At 48.4% G+C, this 24,675-nt stretch carries 22 protein-coding genes, 1 tRNA gene and 1 pseudogene; 18 read left to right on the top strand and 6 right to left on the bottom strand.

Annotated features, from left to right (window positions below; all coding sequences use genetic code 11):
- Positions 1–73: 73 nt before the first annotated feature.
- The 16 genes and pseudogenes from ACGTIC_RS10460 (at position 74) to coaBC (ending at position 16,430) form a co-directional block, all read left to right on the top strand.
- Entirely contained in the window at positions 74–322 is a 249-nt protein-coding gene (locus ACGTIC_RS10460; RefSeq protein WP_113855704.1) for a hypothetical protein, read from the top strand.
- Positions 319–2,016, top strand: a complete 1,698-nt coding sequence (gene terL / locus ACGTIC_RS10455) for a phage terminase large subunit (RefSeq protein ID WP_113855705.1) — start codon at positions 319–321, stop codon at positions 2,014–2,016. Before ACGTIC_RS10460 ends, terL begins: the two co-directional genes overlap by 4 nt.
- A gap of 279 nt (positions 2,017–2,295) precedes the next feature.
- The gene (locus ACGTIC_RS10450; RefSeq protein WP_113855706.1) at positions 2,296–2,547 is read left to right on the top strand and encodes a helix-turn-helix domain-containing protein; all 252 of its coding nucleotides are present in this window, start codon (positions 2,296–2,298) and stop codon (positions 2,545–2,547) included.
- 119 nt (positions 2,548–2,666) lie between these two features.
- Positions 2,667–4,004, top strand: coding sequence for a tRNA (N6-isopentenyl adenosine(37)-C2)-methylthiotransferase MiaB (miaB, locus tag ACGTIC_RS10445; protein ID WP_113855707.1), 1,338 nt, complete (start codon positions 2,667–2,669; stop codon positions 4,002–4,004).
- Between the two features lie 38 nt (positions 4,005–4,042).
- Positions 4,043–6,619, top strand: a pseudogene (mutS, locus tag ACGTIC_RS10440) (DNA mismatch repair protein MutS).
- Positions 6,616–8,640, top strand: coding sequence for a DNA mismatch repair endonuclease MutL (gene mutL, locus ACGTIC_RS10435; RefSeq protein ID WP_113855709.1), 2,025 nt, complete (start codon positions 6,616–6,618; stop codon positions 8,638–8,640). The pseudogene mutS and the gene mutL overlap by 4 nt, the downstream one beginning before the upstream one ends.
- A complete protein-coding gene (locus tag ACGTIC_RS10430; RefSeq protein WP_113855710.1) occupies positions 8,637–9,428 on the top strand; it encodes a class I SAM-dependent methyltransferase in 792 nt (263 codons plus the stop codon). Before mutL ends, ACGTIC_RS10430 begins: the two co-directional genes overlap by 4 nt.
- Positions 9,421–10,371: a tRNA (adenosine(37)-N6)-dimethylallyltransferase MiaA gene (gene miaA / locus ACGTIC_RS10425; RefSeq protein WP_113855711.1), complete on the top strand. Its 951-nt coding sequence runs from the start codon at positions 9,421–9,423 to the stop codon at positions 10,369–10,371. Before ACGTIC_RS10430 ends, miaA begins: the two co-directional genes overlap by 8 nt.
- 75 nt (positions 10,372–10,446) lie before the next feature.
- Entirely contained in the window at positions 10,447–11,649 is a 1,203-nt protein-coding gene (locus tag ACGTIC_RS10420; RefSeq protein WP_075582421.1) for a methionine gamma-lyase family protein, read from the top strand.
- A gap of 11 nt (positions 11,650–11,660) precedes the next feature.
- Entirely contained in the window at positions 11,661–12,221 is a 561-nt protein-coding gene (gene rnmV / locus ACGTIC_RS10415) for a ribonuclease M5 (protein ID WP_113855712.1), read from the top strand.
- Complete coding sequence (gene rsmA, locus ACGTIC_RS10410) at positions 12,208–13,095, top strand: 16S rRNA (adenine(1518)-N(6)/adenine(1519)-N(6))-dimethyltransferase RsmA (RefSeq protein WP_113855713.1); 888 nt, start codon at positions 12,208–12,210, stop codon at positions 13,093–13,095. The genes rnmV and rsmA overlap by 14 nt, the downstream gene beginning before the upstream one ends.
- Before the next feature lie 78 nt (positions 13,096–13,173).
- Positions 13,174–14,049: a YicC/YloC family endoribonuclease gene (locus ACGTIC_RS10405; RefSeq protein ID WP_257536670.1), complete on the top strand. Its 876-nt coding sequence runs from the start codon at positions 13,174–13,176 to the stop codon at positions 14,047–14,049.
- Between the two features lie 10 nt (positions 14,050–14,059).
- Complete coding sequence (gene remA, locus ACGTIC_RS10400; protein ID WP_059075302.1) at positions 14,060–14,338, top strand: extracellular matrix/biofilm regulator RemA; 279 nt, start codon at positions 14,060–14,062, stop codon at positions 14,336–14,338.
- A 17-nt stretch (positions 14,339–14,355) separates the two neighbouring features.
- Entirely contained in the window at positions 14,356–14,973 is a 618-nt protein-coding gene (gene gmk, locus ACGTIC_RS10395; RefSeq protein ID WP_113855715.1) for a guanylate kinase, read from the top strand.
- Positions 14,974–14,985: 12 nt separating this feature from the next.
- Positions 14,986–15,195: a DNA-directed RNA polymerase subunit omega gene (gene rpoZ / locus ACGTIC_RS10390; protein ID WP_059075300.1), complete on the top strand. Its 210-nt coding sequence runs from the start codon at positions 14,986–14,988 to the stop codon at positions 15,193–15,195.
- Positions 15,196–15,206: 11 nt separating this feature from the next.
- Positions 15,207–16,430, top strand: a complete 1,224-nt coding sequence (coaBC, locus tag ACGTIC_RS10385; RefSeq protein ID WP_113855716.1) for a bifunctional phosphopantothenoylcysteine decarboxylase/phosphopantothenate--cysteine ligase CoaBC — start codon at positions 15,207–15,209, stop codon at positions 16,428–16,430.
- Positions 16,431–16,544: 114 nt separating this feature from the next.
- On the opposite strand, the gene ACGTIC_RS10380 is transcribed toward coaBC, so the two are convergent.
- The 4 genes from ACGTIC_RS10380 to ACGTIC_RS10365 all read right to left on the bottom strand — a co-directional run bounded on the left by ACGTIC_RS10380 (position 16,545) and on the right by ACGTIC_RS10365 (position 21,549).
- The gene (locus ACGTIC_RS10380; RefSeq protein WP_113855717.1) at positions 16,545–17,483 is read right to left on the bottom strand and encodes a D-isomer specific 2-hydroxyacid dehydrogenase family protein; all 939 of its coding nucleotides are present in this window, start codon (positions 17,481–17,483) and stop codon (positions 16,545–16,547) included.
- A gap of 226 nt (positions 17,484–17,709) precedes the next feature.
- Positions 17,710–19,287 carry a BCCT family transporter gene (locus ACGTIC_RS10375; RefSeq protein WP_075581250.1) on the bottom strand — a complete coding sequence of 526 codons (1,578 nt, stop codon included), beginning with the start codon at positions 19,285–19,287 and terminating at the stop codon, positions 17,710–17,712.
- Positions 19,288–19,300: 13 nt separating this feature from the next.
- Positions 19,301–20,491, bottom strand: coding sequence for a PLP-dependent aspartate aminotransferase family protein (locus tag ACGTIC_RS10370; RefSeq protein ID WP_075581249.1), 1,191 nt, complete (start codon positions 20,489–20,491; stop codon positions 19,301–19,303).
- A 239-nt stretch (positions 20,492–20,730) separates the two neighbouring features.
- Positions 20,731–21,549, bottom strand: a complete 819-nt coding sequence (locus ACGTIC_RS10365; protein ID WP_113855718.1) for a MerR family transcriptional regulator — start codon at positions 21,547–21,549, stop codon at positions 20,731–20,733.
- A 363-nt stretch (positions 21,550–21,912) separates the two neighbouring features.
- Between ACGTIC_RS10365 and ACGTIC_RS10360 the strand changes: the two genes are divergently transcribed.
- Together ACGTIC_RS10360 and ACGTIC_RS10355 are read left to right on the top strand one after the other, a co-directional pair.
- Positions 21,913–22,347, top strand: a complete 435-nt coding sequence (locus tag ACGTIC_RS10360) for a MarR family winged helix-turn-helix transcriptional regulator (RefSeq protein ID WP_113855719.1) — start codon at positions 21,913–21,915, stop codon at positions 22,345–22,347.
- 57 nt (positions 22,348–22,404) lie between these two features.
- The gene (locus ACGTIC_RS10355; RefSeq protein WP_113855720.1) at positions 22,405–23,319 is read left to right on the top strand and encodes an epoxyqueuosine reductase; all 915 of its coding nucleotides are present in this window, start codon (positions 22,405–22,407) and stop codon (positions 23,317–23,319) included.
- A 69-nt stretch (positions 23,320–23,388) separates the two neighbouring features.
- Here the strand turns inward: ACGTIC_RS10355 and ACGTIC_RS10350 are convergent, their stop codons facing one another.
- A complete protein-coding gene (locus tag ACGTIC_RS10350; RefSeq protein ID WP_113855721.1) occupies positions 23,389–24,306 on the bottom strand; it encodes an alpha/beta hydrolase in 918 nt (305 codons plus the stop codon).
- Positions 24,307–24,512: 206 nt separating this feature from the next.
- Positions 24,513–24,601 (bottom strand) — tRNA-Ser (locus tag ACGTIC_RS10345).
- Positions 24,602–24,675 lie beyond the last annotated feature (74 nt).

The following is a 24,675-nucleotide window of genomic DNA, read 5'->3' as shown; positions in this document are numbered from 1 at the left end:
TAAGGCTCCTGTTAGGTGTAATTACCTATGGGAGCCTTTTATTATTTTTAAATTCGCAAAGGGGTGAGGATATATGGCTAATTTTAATATCCCGCAAGAATTGATTGACCGATTAGCTACAGAAGAAGTACAAGCACTGCTGGAAGGACTGGAAGATGAAGAACAGCGCAAGAATCCGGCATTCCTTGCAAAGGTTCGGCAATTTCTTAAAGACAACGATTTCAATACAACAGTTGAGATTGAAGGGGTCAAAGAGGTAACTCAGGAAGCCTCTAGGATACCTGAATTTATGGAGCTGGTTAAAGGAGATAATGTAGGATGATATGGAGTGAAGATGATATTGAAAAAGCAAGGGAACATTTTTGGGCTTTTGTCTATATTGTCTGGAAGTCTATTGATCTCCCTCAGCCCACACCAATTCAGATAGATATTGCTAACTACCTACAGAAACCACCAGCAGACCGTATCATTATCGAGGGGTTCCGTGGTGTCGCTAAATCCTTTTTGACATGTGCTTATGTTGTCTGGAGACTCTGGAAAGACAGGCAGTTAAAGACCTTGATTGTGTCTGCATCCGGTGACAGAGCGGACGCTAATGCCAGATTCATTAAGCGTATTATACATACACTTCCTTTTTTATCGGACATGATAGCGGCTAAAGACCAGTTAGACACACAAAATATATTTGATGTTGGTGGTACTGTACCTGATATTTCTCCCTCTGTTAAGTCTATTGGTATCACTGGACAGATAACAGGGACTCGTGCTGATTTACTGATTGCAGATGATGTGGAAGTCCCTAAGAACTCAGCGACACAACAACAGCGTGATAAGCTCTCTGAAGCCGTAAAGGAATTTGATGCTATCTTGAAACCTAAGGGACAAATTATTTATCTGGGGACACCACAAACAGAATCAAGTCTATATAACGTTCTGAAAGACCGTGGCTATATTGTTCGTGTTTGGCCTGTCTTGTATCCGCAGATATCAAAGATTGAAGACCATTATGGCAATACACTGGCTCCCTCTATCTATGATAAATTAATGGCTAATCCTGAACTGGAAGGGAAACCAACAGATCCTAAACGATTCAGTGAGGATGAAATTGCTAAACGTTCCCTGTCTTATGGTAAAGCTGGCTTTGCTCTCCAGTTTATGCTTAATACTCGGTTGTCTGATGCGGAAAAGTACCCATTGAAGGTATCAGACCTTATTATTACCTCTCTGGACATGAAAGAATCCAGCTTGAAATGGTCATGGGCCAAAGGCAGAGAACAGTTGTTGAAAGACATACCGTGTACAGCGATGGCAGGAGACTATTACTATAGTGAGTTGTCTCGGAGTGACGAGACAATGCCATATCAGACAACTATTATGGCAGTAGACCCTAGCGGTAGAGGTACAGACGAAACAGTCTATGCAATCATTAAGTACCTGAATGGTTATTTGTTCCTTATGGATATGGGAGGATTTAAAGAAGGTTATTCAGACATGACATTAACACAGCTGGCCACTCGTGCTAAGTTCTGGGATGTGGATGTTGTTGTCCCGGAAGATAACTTTGGGGACGGTATGTTCACTAAATTAATGACACCTATCTTTAACCGTATACATCCTTGTGGTATTGAGCCAGTTGTAAATAGGGGACAAAAGGAAGCACGAATGATAGACACACTGGAGCCTGTCATGATGAGACATAAACTGATTGTGAATCAGCCAGTCGTTGAACAGGACTATAAAGTGTTCATGCAAGATTATCATTACTCTTTGATATATCAGATGACCCATCTCTGCCGGGAAAAGAATGCACTGAGTCATGACGATAGATTAGATGCTCTAACTATTGGTGTGGCTTATTTTCTGGAGAATATGGATGTTGATGAAGATAGGCAGTTGACAGAACTTACAGCAGAACAGCTGGAAGACTGGCTTTGTGAGTCTGTTCTGCCTAATCATACAGATAATGTGAATAATAATAAATGTATTAAGGCTATAAGGAAACTTAGAGAAAATTAATTGTGGCACGTATATAGAGAAAATTAATTGTGGCACGGATTGAAGGTGGGGACGAAAAGTATATAGTAGTACTATTCGTATCTCGACGTAGCCTTCGAGAATCTAATCTTTATACTCTATTCATAAGTCTACTAAGATTTCAAAGAGAGATTTAAGGGATAATGATTAATGATTATTGATTATCTCCTAAAATCTCTCTTTATATATTCTTATAGATTCTATAAGGTTCTCTAGTCTACTAAAATTTCCTTTACTGCACTAAAGGAGCTGAAACGACCATTGAAGACCCAAACATTCTTAAAACTTGATGTTGATGATTTTTTATCTACTCCCTCTAATGAATGGGATAGACAAATAGCCTTTACACCGAAAGAAGTCTCTCAAATGCTGAGTGTTCCTCTTTCAACCATTTATGACCTATGCTATAATGGAAGACTGAAAGCATTTAAAATAGGGACACATTGGCGTATTCATCGCAAGGGACTCTATGAGTTTCTTAAGCACTCGATAGACACCAGTATTGTTCTATAAGCACTAATAAGCACTCGATATCATCACAAATGGCTTAACTATGCATGTTGTTGACTAATAGAGTGTAAAAATGAAAATCCAGGATAACCTATCCAATATAAAGAACTGAGGAATATAGTATGATACAGAATGAGAAATTTTATTTTATCCAGACCTATGGATGCCAGATGAATCAGAGTGATTCCGAGCATTATGCAGGACAGCTGGAAGAGCTGGGGTATCGCCAGACGGACGAACTCACTATGGCGGACGTGATTTTATTGAATACCTGTTGTGTCCGGGAAACGGCAGAGGACAAGACGCTGGGAAAAATCGGCGAACTGAAGCACTTAAAAGATGAGAATCCGGACCTGATCATCGCGGTGACGGGATGCATGGCACAGGAATGGCAGGACAGGCTTTTCAAGCGGGCTCCTCATATCGATCTGGTCATTGGCACGCATAATATCCATACCCTGATCGATCTCATTAAGGAACGGCAGCAGAAAAAAGAACATTATCTGGCATCGGATATGCATGTACCGGCATTTCATGAACTGCCGGCCAAGCGATTCCAGAAATTTTTTGCCTGGATTCCCATCATGAACGGGTGTAACAATTTTTGCACCTATTGTATCGTTCCCTACGTGCGGGGGCGGGAAGTCAGCCGTCCGGTCCAGTCTGTCGTGGAAGAAGTCCGGCGCGTTGCCGATGCGGGATATAAGGAAATTACTCTTTTAGGACAGAACGTCAATTCCTATGGGAAGGATTTGTCCAGCCACGATGATTTTGCCAGCCTGCTCCGGGCTGTCGATGAAATAGATGGCATCGAACGGATCCGCTATATGACAAGCCATCCCAAGGATATGAATTACGATGCCATCGACGCCATTGCCGAATGCCATAAAGTCGTCAATCACATGCACCTTCCCATCCAGTGCGGGAACGATGCCCTGCTCAAAAAAATGAACCGCGGCTATACGGTAGAACATTATATGGATCTGGTGGACTATGCCCGCAAACGCATTCCGGACCTGGTGCTGACGACGGATATTATCGTCGGTTTCCCCGGTGAAACGGAAGACATGTTTATGGATACCCTCCAGTTCCTGAAACGCTGCCAGTATGATATGGCGTATACCTTCATGTATTCGCCGCGGACGGGTACGCCGGCGGCCACTATGGAAGACCAGATTCCCCAGGAAGTCAAGAGCAGCCGTCTGCAGCGCCTGATGGATGTACAGAATGTATACAGCCTGAAGAAAAATCAGGCCATGGAACGCCATATCTATGATGTCATCGTGGAAGGACCGACTAAAAATGACAAAAATCACTGGTTCGGCCGTACGACGGGCAATAAGATGATTATCTGGGAAAATGATGGTTCAGCAGCCATCGGCGACACCGTACCAGTCATGGTCGATAAAGGACAAACATGGGTACTTAAGGGACATATAGTGCATAAATCCAATATGTAGGGAGGTATATTTTGCCTGACACGCCAAAACTGACTCCGATGATGAAACAGTATCTCGAAGTCAAAGAACAATGCAAAGATAAAATACTATTTTTCCGCCTTGGCGATTTTTATGAAATGTTTTTTGACGATGCCCTGACGGCATCACGGGAACTGGATCTGACTCTGACAGGTCGGGCTGGCGGTAATAAAGAACGGGTTCCCATGTGTGGTGTTCCGTTCCATTCGGCTGATACCTATATTGAACGGCTGGTCCATAAGGGATACAAGGTAGCCATTTGCGAACAGATGGAAGACCCTAAGCTGGCCAAAGGCATCGTCAAGCGGAAAATCATTAAAGTCATTACGCCGGGAACGATTACGCTGGAACATGCCGTCGCTTCCAAAAAAAACAATTATATCGCCTGCCTGACGGAAAAAAATGATATCCTGTCCATCGCTCTTATGGATGTGACGACAGGGGAATGCCTCTGGTCGGTATGCGCCGTGACTGCTATGGAAGATAGCTTGTTTGATATTCTGTCTGTCTATGAACCGAGCGAGCTGATCTATTACCGTCTGGGTAAGCAGATCGATACGGTGCTGCAGTATCTGAGAAGCCACATGTCCCAGTGCACGATCACCCCTTTTGAAGCAGATGATGACTGCGATTATGGGGAAAAAGCTGCGGCGTATTTCAAAAAGGAAGACCTTGATGCCGCCCATGATGCAGCTATCTGCATCGGTATGCTCTTATCCTACGTCAGTGAGGTCATGCAGTCCGATATCTCTCATATCAATCATCTGGAACGCATCGATAATGAACGGCGTCTGGTCATTGATGCGGCGAGCATCCGCCATCTGGAAATTACCCAGAATGTACGCGATGGCGGCCGGAAAGGGACGCTTCTCGATGTTCTTGATAAGACCCACACTGCCATGGGCGGCAGACTGTTGCGGAAATGGCTGGAAGCGCCACTCCTGCGCATTTCTGATATTGTGCTCCGCCAGGATGCGGTAGAAGAACTGGTGCGTCATGAAATCATGCGTCAGGATTTGTCCGACACACTGGACCGGATTTATGATTTTGAACGGATACTGACCCGTGTCGAAACGGGAACGGCCAGCCCAAAAGATATGGTAGCCCTGAGGGAGTCCCTGTCGGTGATACCGCAGCTGAAGCAGATTTTGGATGGAGCCGGCAGTGACTTATTGAAACGGCTGAACAACCAGGTGGCAGAGCATCAGGAAGTGTATGATCTATTGTGCCGGGGCATTAAAGACGATCCCGGCGTGGTCATACGCAATGGCGGCGTTATCCGCGATGGATTTTCTAAAGAACTGGATGAAATCCGGTCCATTGCCGCCAACAGTCACGCCTTTTTACAGGAACTAGAAGAAAAAGAAAAAGAAAAAACTGGCATAAAAATGAAAATCGGCTATACGAAGGTGTTTGGCTACTATTTTGAAATTTCTCATGCCAACACGAAACCCGTACCGGATTATTACGTGCGTAAGCAGACTCTGGTCAATGCCGAACGATATATTACGCCGGAATTAAAAGAGTTTGAAGTCAAAGTCCTGACCAGTCAGGAACGTATGCTGACACTGGAATATCAGTTGTTTGGCCAGATCCGCCAGCAGATCGGGGTCTATATCCCGGCTATGCAGCAGACAGCCCGGGCTATTGCCCAGATTGACTGCCTGTACAGCTTGGCCAGGGCGGCTCATGAAAACCACTATATCCGTCCCGGCCTGAACCGGGATCAGTCGGTGACCATCCGCGATGGTCGCCATCCCATCATCGAAAAATATCTGAAGGATGAATTGTTTGTCCCTAATGATGTGACGCTCAACCATAAAGATCACGAAGTCTTGATCATTACCGGCCCCAATATGGCGGGAAAATCGACCTATATGCGCCAGGTGGCTGTTCTCGTGCTCATGGCCCAGGCCGGCTCCTTCATACCGGCCCGGGAAGCCTCCATCTGCCCCGTAGACCGGATTTTCACGCGCATTGGCGCCAGTGATGATATCCTGACAGGGCAGAGTACATTCATGGTGGAAATGAAGGAAGTATCGTATATTTTGAAACATGCCACGTCCCGCAGCCTGCTGATCCTCGATGAAATCGGCCGCGGTACGAGCACCTTTGACGGGATGTCCATTGCCCAGGCCGTCATTGAATACTGACTGCAGCAGATTCATGCCCTGACGCTGTTTGCTACACATTACCACGAACTCATCGCTATGGCTGATGAATCAGATAAAATAAAAAATTACACCGTTGCGGTAAAGGAACGGGGACGCAGTATCAAATTCCTGCGCCGTATCGTGCCAGGTGGAGCCGATAAGAGTTATGGCCTCCATGTTGCGCGTCTGGCAGGACTGCCGGAGAAATTATTGAAACGGGCCGATGTCATCCTGACGGGACTGGAAGCCGGAGGAGCAGCCCAGCCGGCTGTACCGGTACATTCTGCACAGGCACTGCCGGCTCCTATGGAAGACAGTCTGTTTACCAATCCGGTCATCGACCACCTGTTATCTGTCGATGTGACGAGCATGACACCTATTGAAGCAATTTCCTTTTTGTATACGCTGCAGAAAGAAGCTAAGGAAGGAAGTGGCAGGAGTTGAATTCAATCATCAATATTCTCGACGAAGCGACACGCAATAAAATCGCGGCCGGGGAAGTAGTAGAACGGCCTTCTTCGTGCGTGAAGGAACTGGTAGAAAACGCTATTGATGCTGGTGCCAGCGCCATTGAGGTGGAAATAGCGGAAGGCGGGGCATCGTATATCCGGGTTACGGATAACGGCTGCGGCATGAGCCGGGAAGATGCGCGTAAGTGCATTATCCGCCATGCTACGAGCAAAATCAGTTCCGTCGAAGATATATTTGCCATCACCTCTCTGGGGTTTCGCGGCGAAGCTGTCCCCAGTATCGCCGCCGTCTCGCATATGCAGATTACGACGCGGCGGCCGGAAGATGAATTTGCCGTGCACCTCGTCCTGGACGGGGGCGTCATTACCTCAGAAGATCAGGCCGGAGCGGCTGCCGGCACGACGATGGAGGTCAGTGACCTCTTTTACAATACGCCGGCACGAAAAAAGTTTTTAAAAAGTGAACGGACGGAAAGCTCAAAAATCAGTGAAATGATTACGAAACTGGCTCTGGCCCAGCCGGGAATCGAATTTACGTTTATCAATAACGGGCGGACCACACTCCATACAGGCGGTCTCGGCGATTTAAAGGAAACGATTGCCAATATTTACGGTGCCGGTGTAGCACGGGAAATCTTCCCTGTTACTTATGACCACGACAACGTGCAGATCGAAGGATACGTAGGCAAACCATCGGTTCTTAAAAGTTCCCGTTCCTGGCAGACGTGCATCGTCAATCAGCGCATTGTCCACAATCCCCTCATGTTCAAAGCGATTGACAATGCATATCATGCGATGCTGCCCAAATCGGGATATCCTTTTGCTATGCTGCATCTCCACGTCGATCCGGCCAGTATCGATGTCAATGTCCATCCGGCAAAAACGGAAATCAAGTTTTCTGACGAACAGCAGATTTACCGGGCCCTGTATCATAGTATCATTACGGCGCTCATCGATCAGGAAAAACCGGAACAGATTGCAGCCCCGGCTGCGGTAGCAAAGAAATCTGCCGTTATCCAGGAAACACCTTTTTCCGATGCGACACTATTTGCTCCCAAGGAAGGGGCTGTTCCTTCCCAGCCGGCAGAAGAGAAGACATCACCAGTCTCCATGACAGAATCTGCCTCTATATCAGCACCCTCATCGGGAGAGAATCAACCTTTCCGGGAGGGACCAGATGGTCCCGTATGGGCAGCACCGGCTTCAGGCGGGCCTGACATCCGCCCTGCTTCCGGTCAGAAAATAACGGCACCAGCTGCGACGGGGATTCTCCATGAACATACAACTGCCATTTCTGATGGCTGGAAACCGCGCGTGTCTGATACTAGTGAAAAACAGCGGTTCTCCCGGGCACTGAACGAAGGCGGGCAGGCTGGTGCTGAAGGAGACCAGCCGGAGCAGCCACGGATTACCTTTGAGGGAGATGACGATGTATTCATTCCTCTGGGAGAAGTAGCGGACTGCTTCATTATAGCCAAGAAGGGGCAGGATTTATATATTATCGACCAGCATGCTGCCCATGAACGGATCCGCTATGATACATTCTGCCATCGTGTGGAACATATGCCAAGTCAGCAGCTGCTTACGGCGGAATTTGTAGAGGTGGATCCGGAAGACATGATTCTCCTTACAGAACGACAGGATGTATTCAACGATCTGGGATATACCTATTCTGTCGCCGGGCCATCGACACTCCGCGTCGAAGAAGTCCCCTGCGATTTGAAGACCAGTGACATTGCTGATTCACTGCAGGATATCTGCCGTCTTCTCCATGAAAATGATGTGGCTGATAAGGCGGTACTCCGCCATCGCTCTCTGGCATATTTATCCTGCCACGGGGCGGTCAAGGCGGGAGACCGGCTCAATATCCGGCAGATGAAGCAGCTCATCGAAGATTTATTCCATACGGAAAAACCCTATGTATGCCCCCACGGGCGGCCCATCATCGTGCGGTTTACGCCCGATGATCTGGCTAAATTGTTTAAGCGGACATGATGGCGGAATTGTATGTAGTGCCCTCCCTGAAGGCAAAAGGTACACTCAGCCAGGAAGCGGAGTCATGGGCTGAGTCTATAGGAGCTGTTTTTGTACCACGGCGAGGTCGGGCGGTTGAACAGCTGCGCCGGCGTTACGGGACGGAGCACCTGCTTATCTATACCAGCCGGGGACCGGTCATCGAACGGGATGAAGGGAAACATTTTTTTAGTCTGAACATGGCCGAATTGCGGATCCAGCAGCTGCGCAAGGGAAAGGCGGATCATCTGCTGGAAGCTTTTGGCGTGAAACGGCCTGTTTCCGTGCTGGATGCAACTTGTGGCTTCGGAGCGGATTCTATCGTAGCTTCTTTTGGCCTGCCCGCAGGGTCCGCCATCACGGCACTGGAAGCAGTACCCCAGATGGCCGCTGTGACCGGATGGGGATTTTCCCATTACGTGCATGACAAGTGCGACGTAACAGAAGCGCTGCGCCGGATCAGGTTATACAATGAAAATTATCGTACCTATCTGGCGAATTGCCGGGAAACATATGATATCATTTATTTTGATCCCATGTTCAGCCAGCCTGTACAGGCAAGTTGTCAGTTCCAGCCGGTCCGGGCTATCATGGACCATGAAGAACTGACAAGAGCGTCACTGGAACGGGCGATGCACCTATCGAAGCGGGTCGTGGTCAAAGGCCGGTTCCTGCAGCCACTGCTGCAGGCATTTCCAGCGGCCCGGATTATGGGCGGCCGTTACAGCCGCGTCCGTTATGCTGTCTTAGAAGGGAACATTCATGGATAAGGTTATTGCAATTGCTGGTCCGACGGCAGTAGGAAAAACGGCTCTTAGTTTCTACTTGGCGGACCATTACCATACAGAACTCATTTCAGGGGATGCCTATCAGATATACAGGGGAATGGATATCGGCACGGCAAAACCGACACAGGATGAATTATCCCGGTTCCGCCATCATCTCATTGATATTGCCAGTCCCGATGAGCCGTATTCGGCGGCCCGTTTTTGTGACATGGCCGCTGAGACAGTCCATACACTCAATAAAACACATAAAGTCCCTATCCTGGTGGGAGGGACGGGCCTTTATGTGCAGGCATTTCTCGAAGGCTTTGACTTTGAAGGGTCGGCCGTTACGGAACAAGAACGGGAATGCGCCAGAAAACATATTCAGGCGATGACAGAACAGGAACTGCGGACGTATATTATGGAACAGACGCAGTGGCAGCCGGCTGACTGGCATGAACTGCTGGCCAATACGCACCGTCTGGTGCGGCTGATGGTGGCTGTGGATAAAGGAGAAGGAGCTGCTTTCGTGCGGGCTGGTCATGGACATAAGGTGAGATACGATGCCTATGTCATCGGCCTCAGCCTTCCCAGAGAAGTATTATATGATCGCATTGAAAAGCGGGTCGATATGATGCTCGATGCGGGCTGGCCTGATGAAGTCGCCGGATTGCTTCAGAAAGGAATTTCCCCGGCATCGCAGGCTATGAAAGCTATTGGATACGAAGAGCTGGCATTGTACGTCCGGGGAAAAATCAGCCTGGCAGACGCGGCTGAGGAAATCAAAAAACGCACACGCCGCTTTGCCAAACGGCAGATTACCTGGTTTAAACGCATGCCGTACATACACTGGTATGCCAAACAGGACTATGCTTCGGAAAAAGAACTGGCAGCAGCCGTCATGAGAGACACGGATGGCTGGATAGCAGAACATCCTATCGGTTAATCTCTTTATTTTTTGAATTGCAGGAAAGGATCTGACATATTGTCTTTCGATTTGGAAACGATACGTAAAGAAGCGATGGCCGCTTGTGCCATCCAGTTTGAACGCATTGATACGATTGCTCTTCACAATACACAGAAGGTTCTCGATGCCTATAAAAAAGCACAGATTTCCTCTTACCAGTTTTCGGGTACATCGGGGTACGGATATAGCGATATGGGCCGGGAAAAACTGGATGAAGTTTTTGCGACGGTCTTCAAAGCAGAAAAAGCACTGGTACGGCCACATTTTGTTTCGGGTACGCATACACTGGCTACGGTCCTTTGTGCGCTGCTCCAGAAGGGCGATTGCATGATGTCCCTGATCGGGGCCCCTTATGACACGATGCAGGGAGTCATCGGTTACGCCCGTTACACCCCGCATTCTCTCAAAGAAAAGGGCGTATTGTATGAAGAAGTGCCGCTGAAACAGAATGCCTATGATCTGGATGGTATCCGGACAGCCTGTCAGGAAAAACAGCCGCGGCTGGTCCTCATCCAGCGTTCGCGGGGCTACAGCTCACGGGCTACCCTGACGATTCCCGATATCCGGGCGATTATCGGAGTGGTCAAAGAAGTCAGCCCCGACACCATCTGTTTCGTCGATAACTGCTACGGCGAATTTGCCGCTGAAGAAGAACCCATCGAAGCAGGTGCCGATATCATGGCCGGTTCGCTTATCAAGAACCCGGGCGGCGGTATAGCCCCGACGGGCGGATATATTGCCGGCCGGGCAGACCTGGTCGATGCGGCAGCCGATTACCTGACCGCCCCTGGTCTGGGAGGAGAACTCGGCTCCTATGCCTATGGATACCGTTTATTTTTCCAGGGCTTCTTTATGGCTCCCCATGTGACGGCCCAGGCTATCAAAGGCGCTGTCTTTGCGGCAGCTGTCTTTGACCGTATCGGTTTTCACGTATCACCGGCTTTTGATGAACCCCGGTCCGACCTGATCCAGACGATTTATCTGGAAAACGAAAAAAACATGTGCCTTTTTGCCCAGGGTATCCAGACGTTTTCACCGGTCGATGCCCACGTCACCCCGATTCCGGACGATATGCCCGGATATGCGGACAAAATCATCATGGCAGCAGGCGATTTCGTACAAGGTTCGTCTATCGAACTGTCTGCAGACGGCCCCATCCGCGAACCTTACATGATTTACCTGCAGGGGGGAATCGTATTTGAACACAATGTGCTGGCTGTCCTGAGCGCTGCCCGGTACATTCTGGAAAATAAATGAGGAGCAGGACTATGATAAAAGAAGTTCTCATCGTCGAAGGACGCAGTGATGTCGCGCGCATCCGCACCAGTCATATTGATGCCGACATGATTACCACCGATGGATTTTCCCTGCGCCCCGATACGCTGCGGCAGATAGCCTGTGCGTACAAAAAGCGGGGCATCATCATCCTGACCGATCCGGACCAGGCGGGCGAACGGATCCGCCGGTTCCTGAGCAAGCGGTTCCCCAAGGCCAAACATGCGTTTATACCGCGGAAGGATGCCATTGCCAATGATGACCTGGGAGTGGAACAGGCCTCTCCCGAAGCCATCCGGCTGGCCCTTTCCAAGACACGGTGTGCCACCTTTACTCCGGAGGATATCTTCAGCATGGCCGATATCATGGCAGCCGGCCTTAATGGGAGACCCGATGCAGCGGAACGCCGGGCGGCCGTCGGAGCTGTCCTGGGAATCGGATACGGCAATGCCAAGCAGTTTTTACGTCGTCTGAATCACTATGGCGTCAGCCGGGAAGAATGGCTCGATGCCCTGCAGCAGATAGAAGAGGAGACAGAACATGAAAGATGTTGATTTAGCTAAACCGGAAGTCGTCCATTATATTGTCAAGCGGTTCGGCCTCCACATGAGTAAAAAACTGGGGCAGAATTTTCTCATCCGTCACAGTGTCGTCGCCGATATTGCTGATGCAGCCCGATTAGAACCGGGCAGTCCGGTATTGGAAATCGGTCCCGGCATCGGTACGCTGACTCAGGCTCTGGCCGAAACGGGAGCGGCTGTCACGGCTGTTGAACTCGACACGCGCCTTCTGCCGGTTCTGGATAAAACGCTGGAGCATTATCCCAATGTCCGCATTATCCATGGGGATATCATGAAAATCGATATAGAAGAAACGATGGGTCATCAGCCCTTTACAGTCTGCGCTAATCTGCCATACTATATTACGACACCGATTATCATGAAATTATTGGAACAGAAACTGCCTATTGAACGGATTGTCGTCATGGTACAAAAAGAAGTAGCCGAACGGATGACAGCCCGGCCGGGAAGCAAAATCTACGGCGCTCTTTCCGTATCTGTCCAGTATTATACAGAACCGGAAATCCTCTTTGAAATCCCGCCCAGGGCGTTTATGCCGGCACCGGAAGTCACGTCGGCTGTCGTTGCCATGGACGTGCGCAAACAGCCACCAGTGGCAGTGTTGGAAGAAAAACGTTTTTTCCAGGTCGTCAAAGCCGCTTTTTCCCAGCGCCGCAAGACCTTTTCCAATACGCTTAAGAGTGCGGGCATACGCAAGGAGGATATACAGCAGATTCTTGCAGACAGCGGAATCGATGGCAGCCGCCGGGGAGAAACATTTTCACTGGATGAATTTGCAGCCATTTCTGATGCCTGGAGCAGGCTGATACAAAAACAGGACGTATCCGGCAACGGAGTCCTGTTGTAATCTGGAAAAATGATGAAAAATAGATTATAATGAAGCTTTGAACAGGATATTTGAAGGAGGTCGTGAATATTGCGTAGTATGACCGGATTTGGCACTGGTACGGCCAGTGATGGGCGGATATCCGTTACGATTGAAATGAGGTCAGTGAATCAACGGTTCCTGGAGTTGAATATACGGATGCCCCATGCGTATCTGGCATTGGAAGACACGATTCGCAACGGGATCAAGGAACAACTGCACCGTGGCAAGGTGGACGTTTTTGTAACCGTCCAGGATCTGGCACCGGAAACGCCGCGGATACAAATTGATTATGCGTCACTGACAGCCTGCCGGGATGCCCTGGCCGCTGCCAAGAACAAACTCTTTGACGGAGTGCCTGTCACGCTTTCCGATATCATATCTCTCAATACGGACTGGTTCAGCCAGGAACCTCCTGTGATTGATGCCGATGCCTGCCGCCCCGTATTCCAGCAGAGCCTGGCCCGGTCCCTGCAGGGGATGATGACCATGCGGGAACGGGAAGGAGCCAACATACAGGCCGATCTTCTCCGACGGGCCGATACGATGTCAGATATCATCGAATCCATTGCAGAACGCAGGCCTCTGATTATTCAGCAGTATGAAGAACGGCTGCAGAAAAAGATGACGGCTATCCTGGAAAAGCTGCAGGCACAGCCGGAACAGGACCGACTGCTGCAGGAAGTGGCTGTGTATGCGGATAAAGTGGATTTTACAGAAGAAGTTGTCCGTTTCCGCAGTCATGTGTTACAATTAAGAGGACTTCTCGAGGCCCATGGTGATACGGGACGAAAGCTCGATTTCCTGATTCAGGAAATGAACAGGGAAACCAATACCATCGGTTCCAAGGCGCAGGATCTTCAGGTAACGGAACAGGTACTGCGTTTGAAAAATGAAATTGAAAAGATACGAGAACAAGTACAGAATATTGAATGATGGAGACGAGATGAACTTCAATTTACTGAATATAGGCTTTGGCAACATGGTGATGGGAAATAAGGTCGTGGCAATTATCAGCCCCGAATCGGCGCCGATAAAACGGCTGGTGCAGGAAGCGAGGGAAGGAAATTCCCTGATTGACGCTACCTTTGGCCGTAAGACCCGGTCTGTCCTGATGATGGACAATGGACAGGTCATACTGTCGGCATTGCAGCCGGAAACGATTTCCCACCGCATACTCCACGTTGGCGAAGACGAGGCTGATGACACAGAGCCTGAAGAATGAGAAAGGAAGTAATGAACATGAAAGATCCGGGCTTGCTCGTTGTCGTTTCGGGCCCTTCTGGTGCCGGTAAAGGCACCATCTGTGATGCCCTGCGCAAACGGTTCCCGAATATTAATTATTCTATTTCTATGACGACCCGCAGTCCCCGGCCGGGCGAGCAGGACGGCATCAATTATTTCTTTTCCGATAACGCCCATTTTGAAGAACTGCTGGCACAGGATGCGTTCTTGGAACATGCCAAAGTGTATGACCATTATTATGGTACGCCGAAAGACTATGTATTCCGCATGTTGAACGAAGGAAAGCATGTCATGCTGGAAATCGATATCCAGGGGGCTATGCAAGTCAAACAGAAGTATCCCCAGGGGGTATTCATTTATATCGTGCCGCCGAGTATGGATGTACTGGCCCGCCGTCTGCGCGACCGGAAGACCGATACAGAAGAAGTCATTGCCGGGAGACTTTCCAAGGCAAGTGACGAATTGCAATGGATAGAGCAGTATGACTATCTGATTGTCAATGACGATCTGGATTCGTCCATAGATGAAGCGGCAGCCATCCTTACGGCAGAAGAAATGAAGACATCACGCAATACCTGTAAAATTGCTGCTATTAGAGATTTATACAAGAAATAGGAGAGATGCATCATGTTAATTAAACCGACACTGGAATCTTTGATGAAACGGGTAGACAGCAAGTACACGCTGGTTACACTGGCAGCCAAACGGGCCCGTCAGCTTACCGATGGCGATAAGCCGCTCGTCGATGTAGATACGACCAAAGTAGTATCTATCGCCATGGAAGAAATCGATCAGGGCAAGATTACATATGAAGCTCCCAAGGCCGGCATCAAATAAGGAGGCATCCTATGCTGTTGGAAAATAAACGCGTCGTACTGGGCATCTGTGGCGGTATTGCAGCCTTCAAGGCAGCCCATATCGCCAGCCTCCTGCGTCAGCGCGGTGCTGAAGTGAAATGCATTATGACGGAACATGCCACGAAGCTGATTACTCCGCTGACCATGCGGGAAATCAGTGGCAATCCGGTTGCCGTGTCCATGTTTAACGATACGCCGGAATTCAATGTGGAACATATTGCCTTAGCCCGCTGGGCCGACATCTTTGTCATTGCTCCGGCGACGGCCAATATCCTTGGCAAGGTGGCTTGCGGCATAGCTGATGACATGTTATCGACAACCATCATGGCGACTAAGGCTCCCGTACTCTTTGTGCCGGCCATGAACAGTAACATGTACCTGAACCCGGTCGTACAGGATAATATGGCCCGGCTGAAACGTTTCGGATATGAAATCATGGAACCGGCCAGCGGGCATCTCGCCTGTGGAATCATCGGCATTGGCCGTCTGCCCGAACCGGAAGAAATTGTGGACCGCATTGAACTGACTGTCTGCCGCACGAATACCCTGGCAGGGAAAAAAGTCATCGTCACGGCTGGCGGGACACGGGAACCCATTGATCCGGTACGGTTTATTGGAAATCACTCCAGCGGCCGCATGGGTTTTGCCCTGGCAAAAGCAGCCGTGCTGGCTGGTGCCGATGTGACTCTTATCGCAGGGTCCAATGACCATCTGGAAACACCACCCGGTGTCAGCCGCCGCATCGATGTAGGCAGTACACGGGATATGAAGGCGGCCGTCGATGCCTATTATGATGATTGTGACCTGGTCATCAAGGCTGCGGCTGTTGCCGATTACCGGTCGGCAGCTCCGGCTAAGAACAAAATCAAGAAAAATGATGACGTGCTCAATCTGAAGCTGGAAAAGAACCCCGATATCCTTTATGGACTGGGACAGCGCAAAACACACCAGGTACTCATTGGCTTTGCGGCGGAAACGACCAATGTCATCGAATATGGAACAGCGAAACTGAAGAAGAAAAATCTCGATATGCTCGTCGCCAACGATGTCAGTGCCAAAGGTGCCGGATTCCAGGGGACGACCAATATCGGCACGCTGCTCTATGCAGACGGCCGTGTCGAAAAGCTGGAAAAGATGAGCAAATTTGCTCTGGCTGAAATTATTGTGGACCGGGCAGCCAAAATCATTGCCGCCAAACAGGAAGGTAAAGACTAAGACTTTATAAATAAGGACGAAAACAGGGCCATCACATGAGTCATAATAACTATCATGCGATGGCCCTGTTTAAGTTGGAGCTACGGATTTCCGGTCTACATCTGCTATTCTTGATTATTTTGTCTTATTTAGCTGACACGATGGCTGGTTGCCTTGTTCCAGAGCCATCATATTCTGTACGAAAAAGTCGTACCGGCGCTTATGGTACTTGACCCCATCTGGCAGGCCAGCCGTATGGGGCGTCAAAATGACATGAGAACAATTTCGCAATGGGCTTTGCATAGGCAAAGGTTCTGTTTCAAATACATCGAGACAGGCCCCGGAAATGGTCTCCTGTGTCAGGGCCTCGATTAACGCTTCTTCATCGACAAGGCCACCACGTGATGTATTGATGAAGAGCGGTTCTCGTTTCATTTGGGAAAAGGCCTGTTTGTTAAACATATGGCGCGTTGCTGGACGTAAGGCTGTGTGAACGGAGATGATATCACTTTCCCTGTAGAGACGGCTGAGCCCGGCCTGGATTATACCGGAATCTGTCACCGGGTGATGGCTGAATACCAGGACCTGCAGGGAAAATGCCTGAGCAAGATGCGCCAGCTTCCTGCCGACATGCCCGTAACCAATGATTCCGAGTGTTTTTCCTGCCAGTTCTGCCCCTTGGTAGGAAAGAGCCGTCATAGCCTGCTTATGTTTCATGAAACCATCCAGTAAAATAAGGTTCTTATACCAACATAAAATCATGGCCAGCGTATGCTCAGCTACTGCCTCTGCATTGATACCAGCCGCATTGCAGACAAGAACGCCATGTCTGGTGCAGGCCGCCAGATCTACATTGTCATAGCCTGCTCCCGTTTGTATGAGCTTTAAATTAGGGGCCCGGGCGAGAAAATCTTCGTCAATTACGATGTGTTCCGGAATTACAACCTCTGCCAAAGGAAGGTATTCTTTGGCCTGATCGGCCCCTACAATATGTACTGTCCAGTCAACTGGGAAATGCGTGAGTATTCTTTCCTTTGCTTCCTGTGGGAACGTCCCGATGATTACGACTTGCATCCAGATTCCTCCTTTCTACGGAGTGACAATGTATTCACTATATTGGTTATCTTACCCTTATATAGTGAATACATTGTCATGGATTGTCAAGGTATTACCTGATGGGTAATGATTTATAAGATTAAGTATATAGAAAGCTGTCACACGAATGGAACATCCATTTCATGTGGCAGCTTTCACCTCTCTTTGTACTATTAAATTGTCTGTCTGATGGAATGCGATTTATTTATACAGCATTCCACTTATCTTTATTGACGTCATCGACATATAATTCTTTTTTTCGGATGTCTTTTCGCAGGGTTTTGTAAAATGTGACCAGGAGAAGAACGATGACGGCAGAAAGGGGTATAGCCATAATGGTCGTAACAGACTGGATGGTCGTGAGGACGTTGAGTCCTGGCACCATGTGTTCCAGAAACAGGATGCCGACAGGCAGGAGCAGTACGAGAAATGCCCAGAAAACTTTGTACCAGCTGGCCGGTTCTTCATCATTTTTCAAGTTTTTAGAAGTCAGTGTCGCAACGACCGTAGAAGCGGCAGTGGCTCCACAGGCCAGGGTGATAAAGACGACTGCCATGTAGACGACGATTGCCAGTGATGAAAGCGGCAGCGTCTTAAGGACGGCCAGAACAGCGGCATTATTACCGCTATCGATGACTAACTGTGATAATGACAGAACGCCTGTCAATTCCTGATGCATGCCGTAATTACCTAATATGGCGAAGGCCAGCCAGCAGGCCAGTGTTGTCCAGATGCAGCGGACGATGGCGATTTCCCGGAACGTACGGCCATAGGAAACACGGGCCAGCCACAAACCGTCAGAAATCGTACAGCCCAGATACCAGGCCCAGTAGAATACGGTCCATTGCTGGACAAATCCTGTCTGGGCAATGGCGTCGGTATTGAAACTCATGTGCACGAATTCCCGGATATTGGTTCCCACAGCCATGGTGAAGTTATTGAGAATAAACGACGTAGGACCGACGATAAGGATGAAGATAAAAAATCCCAGTGCCAGTTTGACATTGAAGTCGCTGATGATACTGATGCCCTTGGCAATACTCTTGGAGGTGGAAAGAATAAAGAAAAGGCAGAAGATGAGTATTACGGCGATGCGCAGCGTAAAGGTTACTTCAAAGCCCAGCAGGTAGCCAGCCAGTTCTGCCAGAATGGATGTACCCAGTCCGACAGTGCAGACCAGACCGCCGATATAGCCAAAGGCGACGAGACCGTCGATTATTTTACGGATAATGCGGACCGGAAGACTTTCGCCTTTTAGCACGGATTTGCATAAATCAGACAGATTCAGCGAGTCTACTTTCTTATTCCAGAACATATATCCCAGTGCCAGGGAGACGGGAAGATAAATGGCCCATGCGGAAAATCCCCAGTGGAACATGCCGTATGCTGACGCATATTCATAGGCCTGTACTGAATCGGGAATGACTCCGAACGGCGGTGTTTTGACATAATACATCCATTCGACCATGCCAAAGATGAAAATACCGGCTCCGGCAGCAGAGCACATGTTCATAGCTGCCCAGGAGAACGTCTTATAGTGAGGCTTGGCACCATTCCCGCCGAGGCGGATATCCCCGTATTTGGAAAACATGATAAAGATGGCAAAGACGGCACTGAGAAACGCGATGAGCATGAGAGCCCAGGGAAAATCAATCGTCATTATATTATAGAAAATACTGATGACGTACGCCGTTCCTTCCGGTGCCAGCACCATGGGGACGACCAGGGCGAACAGCAGGCCGACGGCTAACAGGGCGATTGGCAGATTGATATTTTTCAACATAGGAATCACCGCCTTACTTTACTGTATCAAATACAGATAACGCCTGTTTGAAATCAGCTATCAGGTCTTCTGTCGATTCGATGCCCGATGAAATGCGGATCAGCCCTTCTTCCATTCCCATGTCGCGAAGCTGCTGTGGGGTGAAATCAAAGCGGAACGCCGTAGCGGGGTGGGCGATGGTCGTACGATAACCTCCCAGTGTTCCCAGATATTTGACTACCTTCAACCGGTGCATGAATTCATTGACTTTCTGCCGGTCGTCTTCTACGCGGAAACTGAGCATGGCACCGCAGCCATGGGGCAGTAATGTTTCAGCCAGTTTATGCTGGGGATGATTGGAAAGAGTCGGATAATTGACATAGCGGACATGCGGATCGGCCTGCAGGGCTTCGGCCAGGGCACGTGCGTTGGCGAACTGGCGGGTGACGCGCATTTCCATGGTGCGGATGCTGCGCAGGAGAAGCCAGGAACTCTGGGGATCAAGGCAGCCGCCGAAAAGAAGATAGTCGGAATAGATTTTTTTCATCAGCTCTTTAGGACCGGTAATGCAGCCGGCTGTAATATCACTGTGGCCACCGAAGTATTTTGTCATGCTGTGTACGACGATATCGGCACCGTGATCGAGCGGGCAGATAGCAAAGGGGGTCGTGAATGTGCTGTCCACGACGACGAGAGCGCCTGCTTTATGGGCGATACGGGTGATGGCGTCGATATCGATGATGCGGATCAGCGGGTTGGTAATGATTTCCGTATAGATGAGACGGGTATTTTTCTGGACGGCCTGTTCTACGGCATCGGGATCGGTCAGATCAACATAGGTTACTTCAACGCCAAATTTTTTTACAATGCGGTCGAATAATTCAATCGTTTCCCCGTAAATGGCATTGCTGGTGATGATATGGTCGCCGGCTTTTACCAGGGACAGAATGGTTGTAGAAATAGCCGCCATGCCGGAAGAGCAGACCAGAGACTGCTCACCATGTTCAAGATAAGATACTGCCTGGGCTACGCCATCGCGGTTTGGATTAGCTGTACGGCAGTAGTAATATTTCTCTCCTTTATTAGCACGATCATAGTCATCCATATCACTGATAATATTGGCAGTGGAAGGATAAATCGGCGGTGTTTCCGGCCGTTCTACCGGTAATTGCGGTTCGCTCCCGACATACAGGATTTCAGTTTCTCTCGATACAGTCGTGTTCATTATAGTTTCCTCCTAAAAGCAATTTGTAAGAACTATGCAAAACGATGTTTTGCTATGAATAGAGCATAAACCTTTTTGTAAGAAACGAGTCAATTCTTTTTTGTGTGCAAAAAAAGAATAGGCTGACGAATTTCACAGCCTATTCTTGCGATATAGTCATTAATAATATGCTTTTCAACTCATTTACAGGCAGGCTACGTCTCTTTGTGGAACCGATTCGGAGTACAACCTTATTCCTGCTATAAGGTTTGCGTTTGTTCAGGAGAATACATCTGTATTTCGTACTGGGCATCCTGATATTCAACGAGGTTATCTTCGAATTCCAGGGCCAGGGCAAGCTCCGGCCGGTTCATATCAGAGAAAAAGTTATGCAGCAGCGTCGTATCCCAATGTTCTTTTAAAACCTGGGTGCGAAAACAGATGTATTCGCCGGCAGGCAGCTTTTTATATTCTGGAAGATACTGATCCGGACGGTGTTTCAGATAAATAAAATACTGTGTAGGATGAAAACGGCTGGCGAACAAATCAGAAATAGAAAGAATATATCCATATTGTCTCCGGTAAGGTAAGTGATGGAGACGGGAAGAGCCTTTGGCTTTCGCCAGGCGGATTTCCATATCGGCCAGGGCGTCTGTATCATAGCAGGGAACCTGGATGATATGGCGTTCCGGCAGATGGAGATGATACAAAATGCTGGAATCATCTATTTTACTCAGATAGGTAAAATATTCGATGTACCATTCGATATCTTTGATGCGGTTCTGAATCTGTTCCAGTTCCTGATAGGATTTCTGCCATTCTTTTTCCAGGGCCGGCAGAAGACCGGCAACAGTCCCTTTTTTGATGATTTGGCCGATATCGGTCAGATGCAGGCCTAATCCCTGAAGATATTTTACCCGGTCAATGATATGGAACTGATCAAATGAGTAATAGCGGTATCCCGTATGTGAATCTATTTTACGGGGTTGTAAAATACCTATTTTTTCATAGTGCCGCAGGGTCTGTGTCGTCACGCCCAGTAATTTTGCCGTTTCACCAATGGTATAATACGATTTCATAAGGAATGCCTCGATGATTTACTGCACCATGCAGAATTTTTTATGCATTTATTATATCACATTCTGGAAGCTATCCTGATGAATAGATAAGAGGAAGATGCGTTTTGCCCACATGATTTTCATCACGGTATACAGCAAGGACGATATCCGGGTGACCTTCAAGGACGGAACGGAAATCAGAGCATAAACAGGAAAAAAGGATTACGGCAGAGAATCCAAGCGGAAAAGCAGGGGCCTCTGCCGTATTTTTTTCTGATACATGGTAAAAGGCGAAATGAAAGTTAGCAAAAAGGGCCGGCTGTTTCTTGACGAAATCGGTGGCTGATGATAATATAGTGCATATACACGATAAGGAGATAGAGTATGAATCAAGAATGTGGTGCCAACAAGAAAGTTCATTTACGGCAATGTCATTGCTTCAATTTACGGCAAGTTACCTTGGCCGTCACGGCCTTATACGACAAGTATTTGCAAAAAGCAGGGATTACGGTGCAACAGTATTCTATCCTCTGGCATAGCAAGGAATTAGGCCCTTTATCAATTACAGAATTAGCCTCAGTCATGAATTTGGACCGGACGACTCTTTCCCGGAATATTACGCTACTTACGAAACGAGGATTGCTGGAAACGCTCCCTTCTACAGGGCGGCGAAGACTCGTTCAACTGACAGCGCAGGGACAAGCCGTGTTTGCGCAGGCCTATGGATATTGGCAACAAGCGCAGCAGCAATTGGAATCCCGCTTGGGAAAAAAGAAATTGAGCCAGTTAGAAGATTTGTTAGCCCAGCTAATGGAATAGATATATTTTTTATTTTTCGTGTATATACACGATACAAGAAGAGAAGGAGAGATAAACATGGACACGGATAAATTAGGGCAGGTCATTTACGATAAGGCATTGGCCTGTGGTTTTGATGATTGTGGAATCATTCCGATAGATGATATGGATGGATTTCAACAGCGGTTACAAGAACGGGAAGAGAAAGTTCCGTCCAGCGCCTTTTTTTATCAGAAAATGGGAGATTTTGCGAATATTAAGAAACGGTTCCCTTGGGCTAAATCGGTAATCATTGGTACGTATTGGTTAGGCAAGTACCGCTTTCCCGCTTCGCTGCGGGGAAAATATGGTAAAGCTTTTTTCCTGTCACCCAGTAATGGTGTCTGTAAAGAGAGTCTCGCTGCGCGTAGAGACTTTGAAACGTGGTTTAAGGAGCAGGGAATCCGCTGTGAAGGAGGTAGTCAATTTGGACATCGCAGCATTGGTCCCTTGCGGTATGCGGCCATGATGGCGGGCCTGGGGATTATTCGTAAAAATAATTTTTTCTATACGAAAAAAGGCTCTTTTGTGGAGCTGGTGGGGTATGTGACAGACCAGAAGGCCTGGTGTCATCATGTACCGGATATACGGCCATGTGCCGAAAGCTGTCACCTATGTCAAGCGCATTGTCCCAGCGGAGCCCTGAAAGGACCATTTACCATGAGCCCGCTGGAATGCGTTTCTTTTATTACGACCTTTGCAAAAGGGAAACTTACACCCGGATTGGATGATAAGAGCTGCGGTACCTGGATCTGCGGGTGTGACAGCTGTCAGGACGCCTGTCCCTATAATCGGCAGCATGATTGGAATCAGGGCGACGCCTATCCCGGGCTGGAAGAGCTGGCTCCACAGCTGCAGCCAGAAAAATTACTGGCGCAATCAGACACATTTATTCAAGAGAAGGTTATACCCTATACGGACTATCATATCGCTGCGGACGAAGCAAAACACTAAAACGATGCGCCGCCCGCTCCCTGGACAATCAGACGTGACAGGGTGAAGATTACTTTTTTGGCGTTAGTGTCAGTTATTCTCTGTATAACGATGGACAAAGTCTCTGATTTCGTACTCCGATTGTACCGATTCTTCTAATTCGGGTAAACAGATACCGAAATTATGTGGCATCCCGGGATATATGCTTAGTGTAATGCGTACGCCGGCACGGGCGGCTTTATGGGCAAACTCTTCATCTTCGCTAAGAAATATTTCATTGCCTCCGGTCTGGATGAGCATGGGTGGCAGACCGGCCAGATTGCCGTTGATGGGGGAAAGACGCGGGTCATCAACAGAAAGGCTTCCGGCATAGGAGGGGTTCAGAATTTCTGGATACAGTGGAGCGGTACTGCCTAAAATCTGATCTTTTTCTCTGTTACTGACTAGCGATTCCTGGCTGGTGCCTAAATCTACCCAGGGAGATTGGAGAAGTAAAACGCGCGGAAGGCTTATACCGTGATCCCGTAGAAACATAGCGGTTTCAATGGCCAGGTTGGCACCGGCGGAGTCTCCGATAAGGATGATGTCCCCGCCATTCGTTCCCTGTTCCAAAATATAGCTGTAAACAGCAAGAGCATCTTCCAGTGCCGACGGATATACATGGGTGGGTGCCAGCCGGTAATTGACACAATACGCAGCTTTGGCGTTCACAAGGGATGCCTGCAGAATCGCACTGACACGCCATTTATCGTGCATGGCACCGGTATAACCCCCGCCGTGGAACTGGAGCAGGACGAGGTCGGACCGGGATGTTGTACGGAATTCTTCAACCGTGATGTCGTGAATCGTACATTCTGATTTTTGCCATCCGGCAGGGAGCTTCAGATGGTAATCCTTTTTACCGGCCCGCATCCGTTTTACTTCAGCGGTGATATAATTTTGTAATTCCCGGCCCTTTAGTTTCAACCCATGTCTGGGAATTAATGGGGTTGCAATGTCAGTATTCATATTAATCCCTCCTAACAGTATCTATGGATATCGTACTATAAAATATAATGAAATAAAAGAGGGGGAGTCCAAAATGAAGAAGGATGGGATAGCAGAATCTGGGGTAGATTTTGGGATAGATTTCACCCATAAAATTCACTATTCCGGACATAGAAAAAAGCGCACAGACAAGTTCCATAAATGGCTTATCTGCGCGCTTTTTTATCTGGCGGAGCGGGTGGGATTCGAACCCACGAGACCTTTCGGCCTAACTGATTTCGAGTCAGCCCCGTTATGACCACTTCGATACCGCTCCATGAAATACTTGAATAGTATAACATGAATCGCTTATATCGTCAAGCTTATTTTGTAGTCTGCATATTTCCATTA

Source organism: Megasphaera hexanoica (assembly GCF_043520715.1).
Lineage (GTDB): Bacteria > Bacillota > Negativicutes > Veillonellales > Megasphaeraceae > Megasphaera > Megasphaera hexanoica.
Note: the sequence above shows the minus strand (reverse complement) of the source record. Positions and strands in the feature narration are given on the sequence as shown.

What these genes read in the sequence shown, in the direction of transcription:
- rnmV (WP_113855712.1), top strand. Translation starts at nt 11,661, where the DNA reads ATGATAAAAGAAGTTCTCATCGTCGAAGGACGCAGTGATGTCGCGCGC.
- ACGTIC_RS10370 (WP_075581249.1), bottom strand. Translation starts at nt 20,491, where the DNA reads ATGAACACGACTGTATCGAGAGAAACTGAAATCCTGTATGTCGGGAGC.
- ACGTIC_RS10365 (WP_113855718.1), bottom strand. Translation starts at nt 21,549, where the DNA reads ATGAAATCGTATTATACCATTGGTGAAACGGCAAAATTACTGGGCGTG.
- ACGTIC_RS10430 (WP_113855710.1), top strand. Translation starts at nt 8,637, where the DNA reads ATGATGGCGGAATTGTATGTAGTGCCCTCCCTGAAGGCAAAAGGTACA.
- ACGTIC_RS10380 (WP_113855717.1), bottom strand. Translation starts at nt 17,483, where the DNA reads ATGCAAGTCGTAATCATCGGGACGTTCCCACAGGAAGCAAAGGAAAGA.
- ACGTIC_RS10350 (WP_113855721.1), bottom strand. Translation starts at nt 24,306, where the DNA reads ATGAATACTGACATTGCAACCCCATTAATTCCCAGACATGGGTTGAAA.
- remA (WP_059075302.1), top strand. Translation starts at nt 14,060, where the DNA reads ATGAACTTCAATTTACTGAATATAGGCTTTGGCAACATGGTGATGGGA.
- ACGTIC_RS10405 (WP_257536670.1), top strand. Translation starts at nt 13,174, where the DNA reads ATGACCGGATTTGGCACTGGTACGGCCAGTGATGGGCGGATATCCGTT.
- rpoZ (WP_059075300.1), top strand. Translation starts at nt 14,986, where the DNA reads ATGTTAATTAAACCGACACTGGAATCTTTGATGAAACGGGTAGACAGC.
- miaB (WP_113855707.1), top strand. Translation starts at nt 2,667, where the DNA reads ATGATACAGAATGAGAAATTTTATTTTATCCAGACCTATGGATGCCAG.
- gmk (WP_113855715.1), top strand. Translation starts at nt 14,356, where the DNA reads ATGAAAGATCCGGGCTTGCTCGTTGTCGTTTCGGGCCCTTCTGGTGCC.
- ACGTIC_RS10375 (WP_075581250.1), bottom strand. Translation starts at nt 19,287, where the DNA reads ATGTTGAAAAATATCAATCTGCCAATCGCCCTGTTAGCCGTCGGCCTG.
- ACGTIC_RS10420 (WP_075582421.1), top strand. Translation starts at nt 10,447, where the DNA reads ATGGCCGCTTGTGCCATCCAGTTTGAACGCATTGATACGATTGCTCTT.
- ACGTIC_RS10360 (WP_113855719.1), top strand. Translation starts at nt 21,913, where the DNA reads ATGAATCAAGAATGTGGTGCCAACAAGAAAGTTCATTTACGGCAATGT.
- terL (WP_113855705.1), top strand. Translation starts at nt 319, where the DNA reads ATGATATGGAGTGAAGATGATATTGAAAAAGCAAGGGAACATTTTTGG.
- coaBC (WP_113855716.1), top strand. Translation starts at nt 15,207, where the DNA reads ATGCTGTTGGAAAATAAACGCGTCGTACTGGGCATCTGTGGCGGTATT.
- ACGTIC_RS10460 (WP_113855704.1), top strand. Translation starts at nt 74, where the DNA reads ATGGCTAATTTTAATATCCCGCAAGAATTGATTGACCGATTAGCTACA.
- rsmA (WP_113855713.1), top strand. Translation starts at nt 12,208, where the DNA reads ATGAAAGATGTTGATTTAGCTAAACCGGAAGTCGTCCATTATATTGTC.
- miaA (WP_113855711.1), top strand. Translation starts at nt 9,421, where the DNA reads ATGGATAAGGTTATTGCAATTGCTGGTCCGACGGCAGTAGGAAAAACG.
- ACGTIC_RS10355 (WP_113855720.1), top strand. Translation starts at nt 22,405, where the DNA reads ATGGACACGGATAAATTAGGGCAGGTCATTTACGATAAGGCATTGGCC.